Genomic DNA, 16,882 nt, shown 5'->3' with positions numbered 1-16,882 from the left:
TTTTATAGATGAGTTTAGGACTTTCAGAACAGGAGATATTACGTCGCGAATCATTAAAACAATTACGCGAACTGGGTATTAACCCCTATCCTGCCGAAGCATATGAAATTAATGCTTACGCCGCAGACATTAACGAAAATTACGAAAGAGATAAAACAGCTTATAAGAATATCAGCATTGCCGGCAGATTAATGACCCGTCGTATTATGGGTAGCGCATCTTTTGCCGAATTGCAGGATAGTACAGGGCGTGTTCAATTATATTTAAAACGTGATGATCTTTGCCCGGGTGAAGACAAAACCTTATACAACACTGTTTTCAAAAAGCTTTTAGATCTTGGTGACTATGTTGGTATAAAAGGTTATGTGTTTACTACACAAACTGGCGAGATTTCTGTTCACGTTACTGCTTTAACTGTTTTAGCTAAATCATTAAAACCACTTCCAGTGGTAAAACGCGATGATGATGGCAATATATACGATGGATTTACCGATCCTGAACTACGCTACCGCATGCGTTATGTAGATTTGACCGTTAATCCAGATTACAAGCAGATTTTCATCAACCGCTCAAAAGTAATCAACACCATGCGCAACTACTTTGACAGCCAGGGCTGGATGGAAGTAGAAACGCCTATTTTACAAGCCGTACATGGTGGTGCGGCGGCACGTCCATTTGCAACCCATCACAATACCTTAGATATGCCCTTGTTTTTGCGTATCGCCAACGAGCTTTACTTAAAACGTTTGATTGTGGCTGGTTTTGACGGGGTATATGAGTTTGGTAAGATGTTCCGTAACGAGGGCATGGACAGAACACACAATCCGGAGTTTACCTCAATGGAAATTTATGTAGCTTACAAAGACTATGTATGGATGATGGAAATGGTTGAAGAATGCCTTGAAAAAGTAGCAATGGCCATCCACAACTCGCCTGTAGTAAAAGTGGGCAATCATGAAATTGATTTTTCTGGGCCATACGAGCGTTTAACCATGTATGAGTCGATCCAGAAATATACTGGTATCGATATATCAAACATGAATGAGGCAGAGCTAGCTCAAACCTGTAAAGATTTGGGTATTGAAACAGACAGCACAATGGGCAGAGGCAAGCTGATCGACGAAATATTTGGCGAGAAGGTTGAAGCCAGCCTTATTCAGCCTACTTTCATTACCGATTATCCAATTGAAATGACACCGCTTGCCAAAAAACACCGTAGTAAAGATGGCTTGGTAGAACGTTTTGAGTTATTTGTAAATGGTAAAGAAATAGCCAATGCTTATTCAGAATTGAATGATCCTATTGATCAGAAAGAGCGTTTTGAAGAGCAGTTAAAATTAGCTGCCAGAGGCGATGATGAAGCTATGGCCATGGACGATGACTTTGTACGCGCTTTAGAATACGGTATGCCTCCTACCTCAGGTTTAGGGATTGGTATAGACCGATTGGTAATGTTAATGACCAACCAAAGCACTATACAAGAAGTATTGTTCTTCCCGCAAATGCGTCCTGAGAAAAAAGCTAAAGTAACTACAGATCAGGATTTTGTAGATGCAGGTGTAACTGCAGACTGGGTACCCGTAATTAGAAAAATGGGCTTTAACACCGTTGAAGAATTAAAAGCAGGTAATCCAAATAAAGTATTTAACGATTTAGGTGGTATGCGCAAAAAACTTAAGTTAGAAATAGCCATGCCTACCAAAGACGAAGTAATGAACTGGTTCAACTAAACCTTCATTACCTCAAACTCTTATTAAAGGGTATTCAAAAGTCTTTTTCGTCATCCTGAACTTGTTTCAGGATCTTGATGTAAGATTCCGTATCGAATACGGAATGACGATGATGCTGTTGAATACCCTTTTATTTTATATATTTAATACAACCAAACACTTAATCTGATGAAAATAAGAGAAGCCTTAATCAGCGATATTAAACAAATACAGTTCGTAAGAAACGCGGTTAAAGAAAATATGCTTTCTAACCCCAATTTGGTTACAGATCAGGATTGCGAAGACTTTATGACCATGAGAGGTAAAGGCTGGGTGTGCGAAACAGATGGTAAAATAGTAGGTTTCTCTATTGTGGATCTGGAAGAAAATAACATCTGGGCCTTATTTGTACATCCTGATTTTGATCAACAAGGAATTGGCAGGAAATTACATGATACCATGCTCAATTGGTACTTTACACAAACTGATGCTACCGTATGGCTGGGCACTGCTCCTCATACCCGTGCAGAAACCTTTTACCAGAAATCAGGCTGGATTGTTGTTGGAACCCACGGAAAAGGCGAAGTAAAATTTGAAATGACCGCACAAAACTGGAAAAATATCCAGAAAAACAAAGCCTGTTAAACCTTGGAATACCAGACTTACAGACCACATACAGATCTAAGCGCATTTATAAAATGCTATTGGACACTTGAAAGTCCTGAAGAAGAAAAAGCACAGAAGCAAACCATTGTTCCAGATGGTTGCATGGAAATGATTTTTCATTATGGAGATCTGTATAGACAATACACCGGTAAAGCAACCAGTATCATACAGCCCCGTTGTTTCGTTTTTGGGCAGCTATCTCAACCTCTTGAAATAGAACCTACCGGAGCAACAGGCATTTTTGCCATACGTTTTCATCCCGAAGGCTTTACACCATTTGCCACCATTCCCATAAAAACGATGGAAAACCGTGCCGTTCCTTTAACTGAATTATTTGGAGAGAAAGGAAATGATATTGCCCAAAAAATACTAACCGCATCTACAACCCATAAACGAATTACACTTATAGAAACCTTTCTAAGCGAATATTTAGCAAATACTGATGTAATTAACGACATTGTAAAATCTGTAGTAGATACCATTATTACCGCCAACGGACAACTTAGTATTCATGAAATTTCTGAGCAACAAAATATAAACCGTAGAAAGCTGGAACGGAATTTTGCACTGGCTATAGGTTTAAGCCCTAAGCAGCTTTCAAAAACAATAAGATTACAAGCTACACTTAAACTATTGTTGAATAAACAGTTTGCCAGTTTTACACATTTGGCTTATGAAGCTGAATACTATGACCAAGCCCATTTTATCAAAGATTTTAAAGAGTTTACCGGCTTAACACCCAAAGAATTCTACAACGACAATCTAAAATTATCTGCCTTATTTTATAAAGATTAAAATGAATTCTAATGGTCTTGTCGCAATTTTACAATTTCAAGATTGACCCTCTGTTTTTCTTTGTGAAAGAAAATTTAAATCTAATCATCATGAAAAAAACAAACTACAGTATGGTGCTTACAGGATTGATCATGTTATGCAGTTATAGTGCATATGCGCAATCGCAAATCAAAAAGGCAGAATGGCTTACAGGTACCTGGGAAAATAAAACTTCAAGAGGAAACCTTTACGAAGAGTGGAAAAAAGCAGGTAAGCATGAACTTGCAGGCAAAAGCTATATGCTTAAAGAAAAAGATACAATCGTATTTGAAACCTTACGTTTAGTAGCTGAAGGTAATGGTTTATTCTATATTCCAACGGTTAAAAATCAGAATGATGGAAAACCCGTAAAATTTGCTTTAAAAACGCTTTCAGATACACAGCTTGTTTTTGAAAATCCGCAACATGATTTTCCTCAGCTTATTACCTATACCAAGATCAAACCAGATTCACTGGTAGCCGAAATCTCAGGCACAAGAAACGGACAGTTAAGAAAACAAACATTTCCGATGAAAAAAGTAAAATAACTGCGAACAAGATTGATTTACAACATATAGTTTTGTAAATCAATCTAAATGCTTATTTTCGAGTAGAAGCTTCCCGAAAAGCTCATAATCTGTCATTCTGAATTTTTAAAGTAATCAATTAAGCAATTTGAGTGTTTATATCTAATGATCCTTATCACATATTAACCTAAATCATCATGAAAGAACTTTTACAGGGAATTGATACCATAATTATACGTGTGTCATCTATTAGAAAAGCAGCAACTTGGTACAAAGAAAAATTAGAATTAAGCGCTCTATGGGAAGATGAAGGTTTAAACTTAGTGGTATTAGATACCAACAGTGCAGTAAGTATTACCCTATGGCAAACCAAAGAACCGATAGAAATCAATAAGAAAACTGCAGCTTACCCTATCTTTAAAACACCCAATGCAGATCTGCTTAGAGCAAAACTTGAACTTAAAGATGTTGAGGTTGATGAGATTCTTCAAGACGATCATGTAAGGTATTTCTTCTTTTATGATCCAGATGGAAATGTACTCGAGGCCTGTCAGGTTATCGCGCATTAACACAGGGGTTAACATAATCATAACAAAAACATAAAGGCATGCTAAACTTACTATCGTATGCCTTTTTTAATTTTAGGTAATAAAAAGAATGCTATGAATACTTCGAGTATAGAAATTACCGACAAAGAATATTGCATAAAATTAAGTCGTGAAGCTTTTGACCTTTCCCTGATTAGACAATTGATCAAACGCATACAAGCAGAAGAACTCTTCTTTAAAAAGAGTTATGAAGAGGATGACAGCGATATCATCAGCAAAGCACATGAAAGTCATTTTGATGAAAATTTTGACAGACTTTGCGATAAATAAAAAAAACCGGTCAGATTTAAACTAACCGGTTTTAAATTCATTTGTGCTTAATATTTTATCTGTGACTGTAACGCACTTGAGTTTGCCTGTCTAACATACCCAACTGGTCTTTCATTTGCTTGATCTGATCAGCTAATAATTTATTTTTATCGGCTTTTTTAGCGTCTGCTAAATACATTTGAGCCTCACGTTTATTTCTTTTAGCCATAGCAATACCTGCTAAACTCAATTTAGCCAAGGCAATGTTATGATCCATATGCAATCCAAGATTTAAAGCTGCCTTAAAATATTTTTCAGATTTCATAGGTGCAGTTCTTGATTCTATTAAACCGATCAACAGGTTAAAATAACCATGCTGCATTCTGTTAAGCTGTGTTTCGTAATTGGTAATTCTGCCTAAAAATACAGCGGCTTTATCCATATTGTCTTTACGCAAATACCATTGTGCAATCAGCATATTTTCATTATAGAAGTAAGTAACGAATAAACATATACTAAAAAATACCGCTAATAAACCCCAACCCCAATGACCAAAAATAAATAATGCTACTGCAGCACCTACCAAAGCAAAACCAATAATTAGACGTATTAAATTTGACATAGTTTTTTAATATTTGTGCAAATATCGCTTTTCTGTTGCACATAATTGAGTTTTAATTGTAAATTAAACGAAAAAATAAAGATGAAAAACAAATTACTAATCCTCTTGTCTTTTATAGGCTTTACCGCCAGTGCACAAGAGTTAAATAAAAAAATTGAAGACCAGATTAAACATAAAGAAGTTATGTTAAACCAATGTACAAGAGAAGGTATTATAAATTTCCCTGAATTTAAGGCCAGTTATGATGTTAATTACGAGAACTATAAAGTAGATTCTACCCAATTAAAAGACCTTAAAAAATTAGCAGGCGATAAAAAGATTACCGTAGTAATGGGTACATGGTGTGGCGATAGTAAATTTCAGGTTCCGCATTTCATTAAGATTGCCGATGCCTTACATATTGACAAGAACATCACTTTTATTTGTGTAGATGGCAATAAAAAAGCAGAAAACGGCTTGATCGATAACCTTAAAATTGAGCGTGTGCCTACCTTCATTTTCTTCGACAAAAAAGGGCAGGAATTGGGAAGAATAACCGAATCTCCTAAAAAGTCATTAGAAATAGACATGAAAGAAATATTAACCGCAAAAACCAAATAGTTTTGGCTGTAGAATTAGAAAGCAGCTGGTTAGCAGTGCTTAAAGACGAATTTGACCAGCCTTACATGAAAGAATTAAAAGCCTTTTTGTTAAGTGAAAAACAGAAAGGCTTCACCGTTTTTCCTAAAAGCGCTGATATATTTAATGCTTTTAAGCATACCCCTTTCGATAAGGTAAAAGTGGTGATTTTGGGACAGGATCCTTATCATGGTGTAAACCAGGCACATGGTCTTTCTTTTTCAGTTCAAAAAGGTATTACACCTCCACCCTCTTTAAAAAATATCTATAAAGAACTTGCAGATGAGTTTCCTGATTTTAAGATACCTGCTCATGGCGACCTTACTTCGTGGGCCGATCAGGGCGTATTGTTATTAAATGCCACCTTAACAGTAAGAGCCAATACAGCCGGCTCGCACCAGAATAAGGGATGGGAGCAATTTACCGATCAGGTAATCAGGGTTTTATCAGCAAAAAAAACAGGATTGGTATTTATTCTTTGGGGTAATTATGCCAAACAAAAAGAAGTCCTTATAGATAAGAGCAAGCATTTTATCATCAAATCTGCTCACCCCTCTCCTTTTTCGGCTTATAGCGGATTTTTTGGTTCAAAACCTTTTAGCAAAACCAACCAGATTTTAGAACAGGAAGGTAAACAACCTATTAACTGGCAGGTTTAAATATAAATTGTTAACCATTTCTCCCATTAACGTCACCCTGAACTTGTTTCAGGGTCTATATTCAAGAACAAGATGCTGAAATAAATTCAGCATGACGTAAAAAGTAGGCACTAAAAGCTCCAAAAGGACTATTAATTAATTTTAATTGCACCAATATCACACAAGCAGGTAAAAAACCGTTTGTAAATGAGTACTACCGAGCTATCTTATAAGAAAATAGACTTCTTAATATATCTTAGAATTCTCAGGTGGTAAAAATAATACCCAAAAACTTAATACTCCAAAGGAACAATAGGTTCTTTTTTGGTAGTTGACATGATCATCATGGTTTGAAAAGTCTTTACCACAGAAATCTTGCTGATTTTATCCATAATTAAGCGCTCATAAGCTTTAATATCACTTACATACACCTTAAGTAAAAAATCTGCTTGTCCGGTAACGTGATGACACTCGGTAACCTCTTTAATCTGGTTTACCTCATCCAAAAAAGTTTGAATCGTGTTATTTTTATGAAAATCTAACTGGATCTGTATAAAAGTCTTTATACCTAAGCCCAGTTTTTCTTCATCAACCAAAGCATGGTAACTTTTGATATATCCTGCCATTTCAAGTTTACGCACCCTTTCTAAAGTAGGTGCAGGCGATAAACCTATTTCCTGAGATAACAATAAATTGGTTATTCTGCCATTTTCCTGTAATAGCTTTAAGATTTTAAAATCAATTTTATCTAGTTCTGCTGCCATAAGTTTGGTTATATACTTTGCAAAAGTAGTATTCGGAACTAAACAAACAAAATATTATTCTTAAAAACCTCTTTTATTTTATCATAAATTCTACAAACTATTTTTTAGATTTGTCTAAAATTTAAATTAGATAAATAAAATGCAGTCCTTTACCGAAGAAAACTATCTTAAAATCATATATCACCTGTCGCAAGACCAAAATCCTGTGCAAACCAATGCCATTGCAGATCGCATGCAAACAAAGGCGGCTTCTGTTACAGACATGATCAAACGTTTGGCTGAAAAAGAATTGGTAGATTATGTAAAGTACCAAGGCGTAACCCTAACACCACAAGGTGCTAAAACAGCTATAGATATTGTTCGTAAGCACAGACTTTGGGAAGTTTTCCTGGTAGAAAAATTAAATTTTAAATGGGATGAGGTACATGAAGTGGCAGAAGAATTAGAGCACATCAAATCTAATTTACTCGTAGAAAGATTAGATGCCTTTCTTGAATTTCCAAAAGTAGATCCTCATGGCGATCCTATTCCTGATAAAAACGGAAATTTTGCTGCACTTTCATTTATTAAGCTTACCAAATTAAAAACCAATGATGAGGGTACCATAACCGGGGTAAGCGAACATTCCTCTCCTTTTCTCAAACACCTCGAAAAATTAGGACTTACTTTAGGTAAACGTATTAAAATTATTGAAGTGATTGACTTTGACGGTTCTGTTGAACTACAAATTGAAGGGCAAAAAATTGTAATCAGCAGAGAAGTGGCCAAACATATCTTAGTTTCAAAATGAGCGACAAAAAATCATTAAGCGAAGTACATGAAAGCATCACCACCGAAAAGAAGGGGTGGCGAAAAATATTGGCCTTTTTAGGTCCGGCTTATCTGGTAAGTGTAGGTTATATGGACCCGGGCAACTGGGCTACCGACATTGCCGGCGGAAGTAAATTTGGCTATCAACTGATCTGGGTATTGCTTATGTCTAATTTGATTGCGCTTTTGTTGCAGTCGCTCAGTGCAAGATTAGGAATTGTACGCGGATTAGACCTCGCCCAAGCTTCTAGAAATGCCTATCCCAAATGGGTCAATTTTCCTTTGTTCTTTTTAGCTCAAACGGCTATTATTGCCTGCGATCTGGCCGAAATCATAGGAATGGCCATAGGTTTGAACCTACTTTTTGGATTACCTTTAATCTGGGGGATATCCATTACCATTTTAGACACCATTTTACTCTTATTCCTTCTAAACAAAGGAATGCGTAAGATGGAAGCCTTTATTATAGGCATGGTATCTATTGTAGGTCTCTCTTTTTTAGTAGAAATGTTCATTGTAGAACCTTCGGTTAAAGAAGTCATCAAAGGATTTGAACCCTCAATGTTAGGCGGCGAAGCATTGTACATAGCCATTGGTATTATCGGTGCTACGGTAATGCCTCACAATTTATACCTGCATTCATCACTGGTACAGACCCGTAAATTTGAAAGAGACCGAAAAGGGATTAAAGAAGCCATTAAATTCAATGTTATTGATACAGCAGTAGCGCTAAATCTGGCTTTTTTTGTAAATGCTGCCATATTGATATTGGCAGCTGCAGCATTCTATAAAAATGGTTTTCATGAAGTAGCAGAAATTCAGGATGCCCATAAATTACTAACCAATATTTTTGGAAATGTGGCCCCTGCCCTGTTTGCTATTGCACTAATCGCTGCCGGACAAAGCTCTACCGTAACAGGAACACTTGCCGGACAAATCATTATGGAAGGCCATTTAAACTTACGTATTCAGCCCTGGTTAAGAAGATTAATTACCCGCTTACTGGCCATTGTACCTGCCTTTTTTACCATCTTACACTTTGGAGAGGATTCTCTATCTGCTTTATTAATCTTAAGTCAGGTGGTATTAAGTCTGCAATTGGGCTTTGCCATTATCCCTTTAATCCATTTCACTTCTGATAAAAAAGAAATGAAAGAGTTTGCCATTAAAACATGGGCAAAAATATTGGCATGGATCAGCGCTTTGATTATCATAGCATTAAACATCAAGCTGGTTATAGAAGAAATCAATATTTGGAAAGCGGAAAATGACGGATGGTATATTTATGTGATTGTTATACCTATAGCCATCATCATTGCGCTGTTATTGCTTTATATTTTTATTTATCCGTTAATCAATAAACACAAGCTTAAAGTTAAGGTACCACATGGCGATGCGCTAGAGATTGCTACTGTAGAAAAAATAGACTACAGCAGAATTGGTATCACCATAGATTTTTCTAAACATGATCGCAACACCATTAGGCATGCGCTTATACAAGGGGGCAAACATGCTCATTATTACCTTATACATGTGGTAGAAACTGCTGCTGCCCGTTATCATGGGCAAACTGTATTGGATCATGAAACACAGGCCGATATGGAGAACCTCAAAAAATATCAGGAAAACCTGGCAGAACTGGGCTACCATGCTACACCACAGATTGGTTTTGGAGGTACCGCAAAAGCAATTGCAGAAATTAGCCATAAGCAGAATATTGAACTTTTAGTGATGGGTGCACATGGGCACAAAGGCTTAAAAGATATTATCTTTGGTACTACGGTAAATGCTGTAAGGCATAAAGTTTCTATACCTGTGTTGATTGTAAGATAGAATATAGCAATTTTCGGATTTTATTCAAGTCAGATATTTACCAACTTTGCTTTAGCAAGAATAAAAAATGAAAACGCAGGAAGAAATCAATTACCAACGTATTGCTGAAGCCATTGGCTATATTAAACAGCATTTCAAACAACAGCCTAACTTAGATGAGCTAGCAGAAAAAGTACACTTAAGTCCCTTTCATTTTCAACGCTTATTTAGCGAGTGGGCTGGTACAACACCTAAAAAGTTTTTGCAATATGTAAGTGTACAACACGCAAAAAGCCTGCTCAACAAACAACAGGCTACCCTATTTGATACAGCTTTCGATACTGGATTATCTGGAACTAGCAGGTTGCATGATCTATTTGTTAAAATAGAAGGTATGACCCCTGCCGAATACAAAAATGGCGGAAAGAACCTGATCATCAATTACAGTTTTAACCTAAGTCTTTTTGGCCAGGTCATTATTGCATCAACAAATAAAGGGATATGCTACATTGCTTTTTATGAAGATGAACAGGAAGCATTCAATCTCTTAACCACTAAATTTCCGAATGCCTCTTTTATTGCAAAAAAAGATGATTTCCAGGAGCAAGCTTTATTGATTTTCCAAAAAGACTGGAATAAGATCAATGAAATTAAATTGCATTTAAAAGGAACCGATTTTCAGCTAAAAGTTTGGGAAGCTTTATTAAAAATACCTATGGGCAAGCTTTCAACCTATGGGCAATTAGCTATGGAGATTGGTAGCCCAAATGCATCAAGAGCTGTAGGCACCGCTATAGGAAGTAATCTGATAGCTTTTTTAATTCCATGCCACAGGGTTATACAAAGTAGCGGAAATTTTGGTGGTTACATGTGGGGTAATACCCGTAAAACGGCTATAATTGGTTGGGAACAGGCACAGATCGAAAATCTAAGATAATTCTATGAAATTATTTGAAGAAACTTACAACCATGAAAAAAACCTATTGCCTTATGATGGAACTGTAAACTATTACGGCAAAATTTTTACGGATAAAGAAGCAGACTTCTATCTTGATTATCTCTTAAACAACATAGCATGGCAAAATGATCAGGCGCTAATATTTGGTAAACTTTTAACTACTAAACGAAAAGTAGCCTGGTATGGCGAACAGGCATTTGAATATACTTACTCTAACATCACTAAAAAAGCGCTCGCCTTTACACCTGAACTTAAAAAACTGAAAGAAATCATTGAGCTACATACTGGCGAAACCTATAACTCCTGCCTGCTCAACCTTTATCACAATGGCAATGAAGGCATGGCCTGGCACAGTGATGAAGAGATAGATCTAAAAAAACATGGAGCCATCGCTTCTGTAAGTTTTGGTGCCGAACGTAAATTTGCCTTTAAACATAAAGGCACTAAAGAAACCATAGCTTTAAAATTAGTTCATGGTAGCATATTGGTTATGAAAGGTGTAACTCAGGATTACTGGTTTCATCGCTTACCTTTAACTACCAAAGTAAATACTTTACGTGTTAATCTTACCTTCAGAACAATTGTAAGGTAAAACTCTAAATTTGACCATAGTTATACTTCAGATTTGTTTTATTGCTCGTCATGCTGAACTTCCCGAAGTCTCGGGACAGGCTTTTTCAGCATCTTTTATAATATTTTATGACAAAGGGAGACCCTGAAATAATTCCGATAGCTATCGGAACAGGGTGACGATAATATAAAAAAGAGTTTTGAACTTTTAAATACTTGATAAATGCATTAACTTGCCTAAGTTAATTATGAACACAAAAAGAAACCGTTACCTTTTATTGATCCTCATAGTGGTTATTGCCATTGTGATGTTTAAAGATACCTTATCACAATCTGGTATTGAGGACTTAAAAGGAGGCTTTAAGGAAATAGCTAAATACAGAAATGAAAACAATACCGGTCCTGTACAACGCATTTTTGTTGTTACCGTAAAAGACACGCTTAATGCGCAGTATATTGATTATGGCAATCTGATGCCGCACAACAAATATGGCAATACCAAGGTATATTTCTTTTTGGAAGGAAGTGCTGTACCAAATGAGTTAACCCCGGGTAAAGTAAACTTCGACGAAAAATACAATAACAACTGCGTTGCACTTTATGAGAAAAGTGCCATGAGCAATTTCGGATTAATTAAATATCCTTTCAAATAAGCCTGAAATTTACTGCTTTATTTTTTTCAGTTTTTCTATAGATAGAATTTTGATGGCATTGCCCTGCTTTTCTATCAGTTTCTCCTCTTTGAAATCGGCCAGCATACGGCTCACCGTTTCACTTGCCGTACCTACCAAAGCCGCCAGATCATCTCTTGATATTTTCAATAAAGATTCATCCTCATTATGGTTAGCTCTCAATTTCTCGGCAACCTGAATCAAAGCTTCTGCCACGCGTTTACGCACAGAAAAATAGGCTAATTTGAGCATTTGCTCTTCCTTAAAACGCACATTATCTGAAAGTAACTGGATAAAAGAATGCGCAAATTCATGATGGTTATGCAGATAGTCCATGAAATCGGCTTTGGGTATCAGGATCAATTCGGTATCGGCCATGGTAGCAGCATTATCTGCATAATTCTCACCACAGCACAAACTTTCGTAACCAAAAAAATCTCCTTCTTTAAATAATCCCGACGACAATTCACGACCGTTATCAAAACGTTTATACGTTTTAACCTGTCCTTTTTGTATGTAATAAAGGTAATTCGGTTCATCATTTTCCATATAGATAACCTGCCTGTTATCATAGTGACGTACCTTACCTTTCTTTTTAAGCTCTTGATATACGGTTTGCAGATTTTTACCGCTGCTCTTATGTGTTGTCTGTAAATTCTTCTTCTTTAAGCGGCTTTCTATGGCATTAAACAATTCTACATCATCAAAAGGTTTGGTAATATAATCATCGGCCCCCATTTCCATTCCTTTACGCATATCTGCCCTTTCGGCTTTAGCGGTCATAAAAATGAAAGGTATATTGGCCAGTTCCGGATTTTTTCCCAACAAATACAGCACACCATAACCATCCAGCTCGGGCATCATGATATCGCATAAAATGATATCAGGAAGTTCTTTACCAGCTAAATATACACCTATCTTACCATTTTTGGCTGTTATGGCATGATATCCTGCAAGCTCCAGAACTTCGGCAGTACCTTCTCTTATATCGTCGTTGTCTTCAATGATCAATACCTTTTTCATCTGTGCTGATTAATTATTCAAATTAAAGCTGAGTGTAAATGTGGTTCCTTTATTCTGCTGGCTCTGGCATTTAACCGTTCCATCCATCAAACCTACATAGCGTTTCACAATATTTAACCCTAACCCTGTTCCTGGTATATCACCAGTATTATGCGCCCTAAAAAAAGGTTCAAATAAATTACCCTGATCCACATCTGGTATGCCAATGCCATTATCTGTTATTTCTATCGTTAATCTTTCTGCATCCAAAATGCTGTTAAATTGAATCATAGTGTCTTCACCAGAGTATTTTATGGCATTCGAAATCAGGTTAATGATGCAATTCTTCAATAAATTCGGATCTAAATAAATCTGTGAACTGGTTCCGGTATGTTGGTAAACGATCAGCTGATTCTGTTTACTGATCAATTGCATTTCTTCAACAATTTCTTCTGCAAAAGCAATCAGATCAAAATTGCTAAAAGCAGCTTCAACCTTTCCTGCTTCAAGTTTTTCTAGCGAAAGGAAATCATTGAGAATAGTGGTTAAATTGTTGATGGCATTCTTTATTTTATAAGTATGTTTCTCAACATTTGAAATATCGTGTTTTGCCGCATATTTATCTATCAAAGAAGCCGATAGCTGTATGGAACTTAAAGGTGTTCTAAACTCATGCGATGCCATCGATACAAACCTTGTTTTCAACTGACTGAGTTCTTTTTCTTTCTCAAATAGCGCACTTACGTTTTCTTTTGCCAACTCAAGTTCATTAATGGATCTGATCAGGTCTTCGGTACGCTCCTTGATCTTTTCTTCCAGCTCTTCAGTATAACTCCTTATTTTTTGTTCGTCTTCTTTCTGACGGCTCAGATCGTGTACAAAACCCGTAAAAATACGTCTGTCGGTAAACTTTACCTCACTAACTCCCAATCTAAAAGGAAAAGTAGTGCCATCTTTACGTTGACCCGTAACCTCTCTGCCTATACCAATAATATGTTTCTCCCCTGTTCTCCGGTAATTGGCAATATAACTATCATGCAAGCCTTTATCAGGTTCAGGCATTAAAACAGATACATTTTTACCAATCAGCTCATGTTGCGTGTAACCAAATAATTTTTGTGCAGATGGGTTAATGTGCTCTATAATCCCAAACTCATCAATCGTGATAATTCCATCAATTGCATTCTCTATAATAGCACTCAGTAATTTAGCCTGATTCATAAAAACGGGTTTTTACAAATATAACCAAGTTAGTTTTTGGGCATATAAATTTTTCTTATGTAAAACCAATACAAATAAAAAATCCTTAACCTAAATAGGTTAAGGATTAGTATATTTTAGGCTGCTTTTAAACAGCTACTTCTTTAATTATTCAGCAGAAGCTTCTTCTTTTTTAGCAGCTTTTTTAGCTGGTGCTTTCTCTGCTTTAGGTGCAGCAGTCTTTTTAGCCGGAGCTTTTTCTGCTTTAGGCGCAGCAACTTTAGCTTTTTTTACAGGTGCAGCATCTTCTACTTTAGGAAGTACTGATACATATGATTTGTTATCAACTTTCTTTTTGAAAACTACGATACCAGGTACTAAAGCAAATAAAGTATGATCTTTACCTATACCTACACCTTTATCAGGGTGATGTTTGGTACCACGTTGGCGAACAATGATGTTTCCAGCTATAGCTTCCTGACCACCAAAAATTTTAATACCTAAACGCTTGCTATGCGATTCGCGTCCGTTCTTTGAACTACCGGCTCCTTTCTTATGTGCCATTTTATTTTATCTTTAAAAGCTTAGTTAGCTAAACTTACAATTTAACAAATAATTAATTACAGCGTAATGCTCTCAATTTGAATTTTAGTGAACGACTGGCGGTGACCATTTTTCTTTTTGTAACCTTTTCTGCGTTTCTTTTTGAAAACGATTACTTTATCACCTTTTAAATGAGACACGATTTTAGCTGAAACCTTAGCTCCTTTTACTGCAGGTGCACCTACGGTAATTTTACCACCATTATCAACCAACAATACATTGTCAAATTCAATACTAGCGCCTTCATCTCCTTGTAAACGGTGCACAAAAAGATGCTGGTCTTTTGCAACTTTAAACTGTTGCCCTGCTATATTTACTATTGCGTACATTGTTAAATAATTAATTTATTTCTATTTATTTTTTTATTCGAGGTGCAAATATAGAACTTTTAACAGTTAAACACAAACATATAAACAAAATATTTTAACAATCAGATTCCATATCTATCTGGTTTATTTCATTCTAAGTCTGCAAAGCGCATTAATCCATTTTATTACCCCTAAATTGCGAGGGTGTCATTCCTGTATGCAGTTTAAAAAATTTGGAAAAACTGGCCTGATCATAAAAATCAAGTTCATACACAATCTCTTTTATAGACAGATTAGAAGCTTTCAGCAAACGTTTTGCCTCTAACAACACTCTGTTCTGAATTAAAGAAGATGCTGAAAGCTGTAAATGCTTTTTACAGATAATATTGAGGTAATTTGATGAAATGTTCAATTTACCTGCATAAAAAGCCACCGAATGTTCGTTTTTAAAGCAACTGTCTACAAGCAATATGAACTTAGATATTAAGGGGTTAAAATGATGAGTTCGAGAATGTCTGAACATTTTTTCAGCCTCTCGACTGATCAAAAGCATCATGATCCTGATACGTGCATTAACCAGATCTTCAAAAACATTTTCTTCACCCAGCTCTCTCTGAATATTTTTAAACTCGTACAACAACCTGCCATAAATTTCGCTCGAGATATTCAGTACCGGATGCTGATGGTAATAAGAAGCAGAAAAACGAAGCGAAGGGGATATACTTTCGAACAATTCCCGACCGATCATTAACTGATAACCCATGGTTTGCAATTCAATATGCCATTTATGTACCTGATCAGGAAAAACAAGATGAATTTGATGATTGGCTATTGGGTGCTCAACAAAATCTATAGCATGTATCCCCTTTGCCTGTCCAAACAAAATCACCATAAAAAAATCGTGCTTATGCGGTTTTTCTATCGTTCTTTCACCATTCAACTCATGAAACAACACATCTTGCCCTACCCTGCCTTCGTTAAACTCCTGTATATCTAAAACAGGAAAATAATCTGGTTTATCATTTACATTTTCTACCATATGAAAACAGAAGTCTAACGTCATGTCGGGCCTTATTTAAAAATTAATGACCGGCATTTTCCAGGATCTTAACGATTTTATCGTATTTCAACGATCTGGCATGCTGTAAAGGTGTTACCCCGTTTTTATCAGCAATGTCAATATCACATCCTGCATTGACTAAGATAGTAACTATTTGCTGATATTTCTCACTTCCATTTCCTAATATAACTGCTTCCATCAATGCTGTCCAACCTAATCGGTTAACATGATTAATAGGAAAACCTGATGTCTGAGTCAGAACTTTCACCGTTTCTACGTGTCCACGCTCACAAGCCGGGATCAAAGCAGTGCCATTGTAACGATTAAATACATCAAAACGTGCACCATGAGTTAAGAAAAGCTTAACAAATTCTGTTTGTCCCGAAGCGCCGGCATATAAAAACGGACTATCCAATTGTTCATCCTGTTTGTTAACATCTGCGCCATAAAACACCAATAATTTTGCCATTTCAAAATAGCCTTCATGTGTAGCCGTCAACAATAAAGATTGTCTATGCTCGTTTTGAACATCTACATCAATGCCCTGCTTCAATAGCGTTTCTACCTCTTGCAAGCGGTTATTTTTCACTGCCTCTATAATGACCGATTTCTGGTTTTTATTCATATTTATCGGTTTTGTTTGCCCCGAACAGGCATTTGCAAATAATAAGATT

General features: G+C 36.2%; 21 protein-coding genes. 13 read left to right on the top strand and 8 right to left on the bottom strand.

All coding sequences use genetic code 11. The features are described 5' to 3' along the window. Positions 1-8: 8 nt before the first annotated feature. From lysS to MMF97_RS10255, 6 genes are all read left to right on the top strand, one after another. Entirely contained in the window at positions 9-1,730 is a 1,722-nt protein-coding gene (gene lysS / locus MMF97_RS10280) for a lysine--tRNA ligase (protein WP_243362163.1), read from the top strand. Between the two features lie 168 nt (positions 1,731-1,898). Beyond that, the gene (locus MMF97_RS10275) at positions 1,899-2,354 is read left to right on the top strand and encodes a GNAT family N-acetyltransferase (RefSeq protein ID WP_243362162.1); all 456 of its coding nucleotides are present in this window, start codon (positions 1,899-1,901) and stop codon (positions 2,352-2,354) included. Between the two features lie 3 nt (positions 2,355-2,357). Continuing rightward, positions 2,358-3,170, top strand: coding sequence for an AraC family transcriptional regulator (locus MMF97_RS10270; RefSeq protein WP_243362161.1), 813 nt, complete (start codon positions 2,358-2,360; stop codon positions 3,168-3,170). Between the two features lie 89 nt (positions 3,171-3,259). Then, on the top strand, positions 3,260-3,736 hold the full coding sequence (locus tag MMF97_RS10265) for a DUF6265 family protein (protein WP_243362159.1): 477 nt from the start codon (positions 3,260-3,262) through the stop codon (positions 3,734-3,736). Between the two features lie 176 nt (positions 3,737-3,912). Continuing rightward, on the top strand, positions 3,913-4,284 hold the full coding sequence (locus MMF97_RS10260; protein WP_243362156.1) for a VOC family protein: 372 nt from the start codon (positions 3,913-3,915) through the stop codon (positions 4,282-4,284). A gap of 57 nt (positions 4,285-4,341) precedes the next feature. Continuing rightward, positions 4,342-4,593, top strand: coding sequence for a hypothetical protein (locus MMF97_RS10255; RefSeq protein ID WP_243362144.1), 252 nt, complete (start codon positions 4,342-4,344; stop codon positions 4,591-4,593). A 55-nt stretch (positions 4,594-4,648) separates the two neighbouring features. Here MMF97_RS10255 and MMF97_RS10250 read toward each other — a convergent pair whose 3' ends face one another. Next, positions 4,649-5,194 (bottom strand): DUF2892 domain-containing protein, encoded by a 546-nt coding sequence (locus MMF97_RS10250; protein WP_243362142.1) that lies wholly within the window; start codon positions 5,192-5,194, stop codon positions 4,649-4,651. Between the two features lie 81 nt (positions 5,195-5,275). On the opposite strand from MMF97_RS10250, the gene MMF97_RS10245 reads away from it, so the two are divergent. Together MMF97_RS10245 and ung are read left to right on the top strand one after the other, a co-directional pair. Then, complete coding sequence (locus MMF97_RS10245; RefSeq protein ID WP_243362140.1) at positions 5,276-5,794, top strand: thioredoxin family protein; 519 nt, start codon at positions 5,276-5,278, stop codon at positions 5,792-5,794. A 2-nt stretch (positions 5,795-5,796) separates the two neighbouring features. After that, a complete protein-coding gene (gene ung / locus MMF97_RS10240; protein ID WP_243362138.1) occupies positions 5,797-6,471 on the top strand; it encodes a uracil-DNA glycosylase in 675 nt (224 codons plus the stop codon). A gap of 272 nt (positions 6,472-6,743) precedes the next feature. Here ung and MMF97_RS10235 read toward each other — a convergent pair whose 3' ends face one another. Further along, positions 6,744-7,214: an Lrp/AsnC family transcriptional regulator gene (locus MMF97_RS10235; protein ID WP_243362137.1), complete on the bottom strand. Its 471-nt coding sequence runs from the start codon at positions 7,212-7,214 to the stop codon at positions 6,744-6,746. Positions 7,215-7,353: 139 nt separating this feature from the next. Between MMF97_RS10235 and MMF97_RS10230 the strand changes: the two genes are divergently transcribed. The 5 genes from MMF97_RS10230 (at position 7,354) to MMF97_RS10210 (ending at position 12,017) form a co-directional block, all read left to right on the top strand. Then, on the top strand, positions 7,354-8,004 hold the full coding sequence (locus MMF97_RS10230; RefSeq protein ID WP_243362136.1) for a metal-dependent transcriptional regulator: 651 nt from the start codon (positions 7,354-7,356) through the stop codon (positions 8,002-8,004). Beyond that, the gene (locus MMF97_RS10225; protein ID WP_243362135.1) at positions 8,001-9,857 is read left to right on the top strand and encodes an Nramp family divalent metal transporter; all 1,857 of its coding nucleotides are present in this window, start codon (positions 8,001-8,003) and stop codon (positions 9,855-9,857) included. The genes MMF97_RS10230 and MMF97_RS10225 overlap by 4 nt, the downstream gene beginning before the upstream one ends. A 67-nt stretch (positions 9,858-9,924) precedes the next feature. Continuing rightward, positions 9,925-10,773 (top strand): bifunctional helix-turn-helix domain-containing protein/methylated-DNA--[protein]-cysteine S-methyltransferase, encoded by an 849-nt coding sequence (locus MMF97_RS10220; RefSeq protein ID WP_243362134.1) that lies wholly within the window; start codon positions 9,925-9,927, stop codon positions 10,771-10,773. A gap of 4 nt (positions 10,774-10,777) precedes the next feature. Then, a complete protein-coding gene (locus MMF97_RS10215) occupies positions 10,778-11,386 on the top strand; it encodes an alpha-ketoglutarate-dependent dioxygenase AlkB family protein (RefSeq protein ID WP_243362133.1) in 609 nt (202 codons plus the stop codon). A 226-nt stretch (positions 11,387-11,612) separates the two neighbouring features. Then, positions 11,613-12,017 carry a hypothetical protein gene (locus MMF97_RS10210; protein ID WP_243362132.1) on the top strand — a complete coding sequence of 135 codons (405 nt, stop codon included), beginning with the start codon at positions 11,613-11,615 and terminating at the stop codon, positions 12,015-12,017. Between the two features lie 9 nt (positions 12,018-12,026). On the opposite strand, the gene MMF97_RS10205 is transcribed toward MMF97_RS10210, so the two are convergent. The 6 genes from MMF97_RS10205 to MMF97_RS10180 all read right to left on the bottom strand — a co-directional run bounded on the left by MMF97_RS10205 (position 12,027) and on the right by MMF97_RS10180 (position 16,833). After that, on the bottom strand, positions 12,027-13,058 hold the full coding sequence (locus tag MMF97_RS10205; protein WP_243362131.1) for a response regulator: 1,032 nt from the start codon (positions 13,056-13,058) through the stop codon (positions 12,027-12,029). A 9-nt stretch (positions 13,059-13,067) separates the two neighbouring features. After that, positions 13,068-14,258, bottom strand: coding sequence for a PAS domain-containing sensor histidine kinase (locus MMF97_RS10200; RefSeq protein ID WP_243362129.1), 1,191 nt, complete (start codon positions 14,256-14,258; stop codon positions 13,068-13,070). Positions 14,259-14,405: 147 nt separating this feature from the next. Continuing rightward, positions 14,406-14,801 (bottom strand): 50S ribosomal protein L27, encoded by a 396-nt coding sequence (gene rpmA / locus MMF97_RS10195; protein WP_243362128.1) that lies wholly within the window; start codon positions 14,799-14,801, stop codon positions 14,406-14,408. A gap of 56 nt (positions 14,802-14,857) precedes the next feature. Beyond that, a complete protein-coding gene (gene rplU, locus MMF97_RS10190; RefSeq protein ID WP_243362127.1) occupies positions 14,858-15,169 on the bottom strand; it encodes a 50S ribosomal protein L21 in 312 nt (103 codons plus the stop codon). Between the two features lie 151 nt (positions 15,170-15,320). Further along, positions 15,321-16,211, bottom strand: coding sequence for a helix-turn-helix domain-containing protein (locus MMF97_RS10185; RefSeq protein WP_243362126.1), 891 nt, complete (start codon positions 16,209-16,211; stop codon positions 15,321-15,323). Positions 16,212-16,230: 19 nt separating this feature from the next. After that, positions 16,231-16,833, bottom strand: a complete 603-nt coding sequence (locus MMF97_RS10180; RefSeq protein ID WP_243362125.1) for an ankyrin repeat domain-containing protein — start codon at positions 16,831-16,833, stop codon at positions 16,231-16,233. Positions 16,834-16,882: the final 49 nt, after the last annotated feature.

The organism is Pedobacter montanisoli (assembly GCF_022809115.1).
GTDB lineage: Bacteria > Bacteroidota > Bacteroidia > Sphingobacteriales > Sphingobacteriaceae > Pedobacter > Pedobacter montanisoli.
Note: the sequence above shows the minus strand (reverse complement) of the source record. Positions and strands in the feature narration are given on the sequence as shown.

Excerpts from the sequence above, each read along its gene's own strand:
- lysS (WP_243362163.1), top strand. The coding sequence starts at position 9 with ATGAGTTTAGGACTTTCAGAACAGGAGATATTACGTCGCGAATCATTA.
- MMF97_RS10275 (WP_243362162.1), top strand. The coding sequence starts at position 1,899 with ATGAAAATAAGAGAAGCCTTAATCAGCGATATTAAACAAATACAGTTC.
- MMF97_RS10265 (WP_243362159.1), top strand. The coding sequence starts at position 3,260 with ATGAAAAAAACAAACTACAGTATGGTGCTTACAGGATTGATCATGTTA.
- MMF97_RS10260 (WP_243362156.1), top strand. The coding sequence starts at position 3,913 with ATGAAAGAACTTTTACAGGGAATTGATACCATAATTATACGTGTGTCA.
- MMF97_RS10255 (WP_243362144.1), top strand. The coding sequence starts at position 4,342 with ATGCCTTTTTTAATTTTAGGTAATAAAAAGAATGCTATGAATACTTCG.
- MMF97_RS10250 (WP_243362142.1), bottom strand. The coding sequence starts at position 5,194 with ATGTCAAATTTAATACGTCTAATTATTGGTTTTGCTTTGGTAGGTGCT.
- MMF97_RS10245 (WP_243362140.1), top strand. The coding sequence starts at position 5,276 with ATGAAAAACAAATTACTAATCCTCTTGTCTTTTATAGGCTTTACCGCC.
- MMF97_RS10235 (WP_243362137.1), bottom strand. The coding sequence starts at position 7,214 with ATGGCAGCAGAACTAGATAAAATTGATTTTAAAATCTTAAAGCTATTA.
- MMF97_RS10230 (WP_243362136.1), top strand. The coding sequence starts at position 7,354 with ATGCAGTCCTTTACCGAAGAAAACTATCTTAAAATCATATATCACCTG.
- MMF97_RS10225 (WP_243362135.1), top strand. The coding sequence starts at position 8,001 with ATGAGCGACAAAAAATCATTAAGCGAAGTACATGAAAGCATCACCACC.
- MMF97_RS10220 (WP_243362134.1), top strand. The coding sequence starts at position 9,925 with ATGAAAACGCAGGAAGAAATCAATTACCAACGTATTGCTGAAGCCATT.
- MMF97_RS10215 (WP_243362133.1), top strand. The coding sequence starts at position 10,778 with ATGAAATTATTTGAAGAAACTTACAACCATGAAAAAAACCTATTGCCT.
- MMF97_RS10210 (WP_243362132.1), top strand. The coding sequence starts at position 11,613 with ATGAACACAAAAAGAAACCGTTACCTTTTATTGATCCTCATAGTGGTT.
- MMF97_RS10205 (WP_243362131.1), bottom strand. The coding sequence starts at position 13,058 with ATGAAAAAGGTATTGATCATTGAAGACAACGACGATATAAGAGAAGGT.
- MMF97_RS10200 (WP_243362129.1), bottom strand. The coding sequence starts at position 14,258 with ATGAATCAGGCTAAATTACTGAGTGCTATTATAGAGAATGCAATTGAT.
- rpmA (WP_243362128.1), bottom strand. The coding sequence starts at position 14,801 with ATGGCACATAAGAAAGGAGCCGGTAGTTCAAAGAACGGACGCGAATCG.
- rplU (WP_243362127.1), bottom strand. The coding sequence starts at position 15,169 with ATGTACGCAATAGTAAATATAGCAGGGCAACAGTTTAAAGTTGCAAAA.
- MMF97_RS10185 (WP_243362126.1), bottom strand. The coding sequence starts at position 16,211 with ATGACGTTAGACTTCTGTTTTCATATGGTAGAAAATGTAAATGATAAA.
- MMF97_RS10180 (WP_243362125.1), bottom strand. The coding sequence starts at position 16,833 with ATGAATAAAAACCAGAAATCGGTCATTATAGAGGCAGTGAAAAATAAC.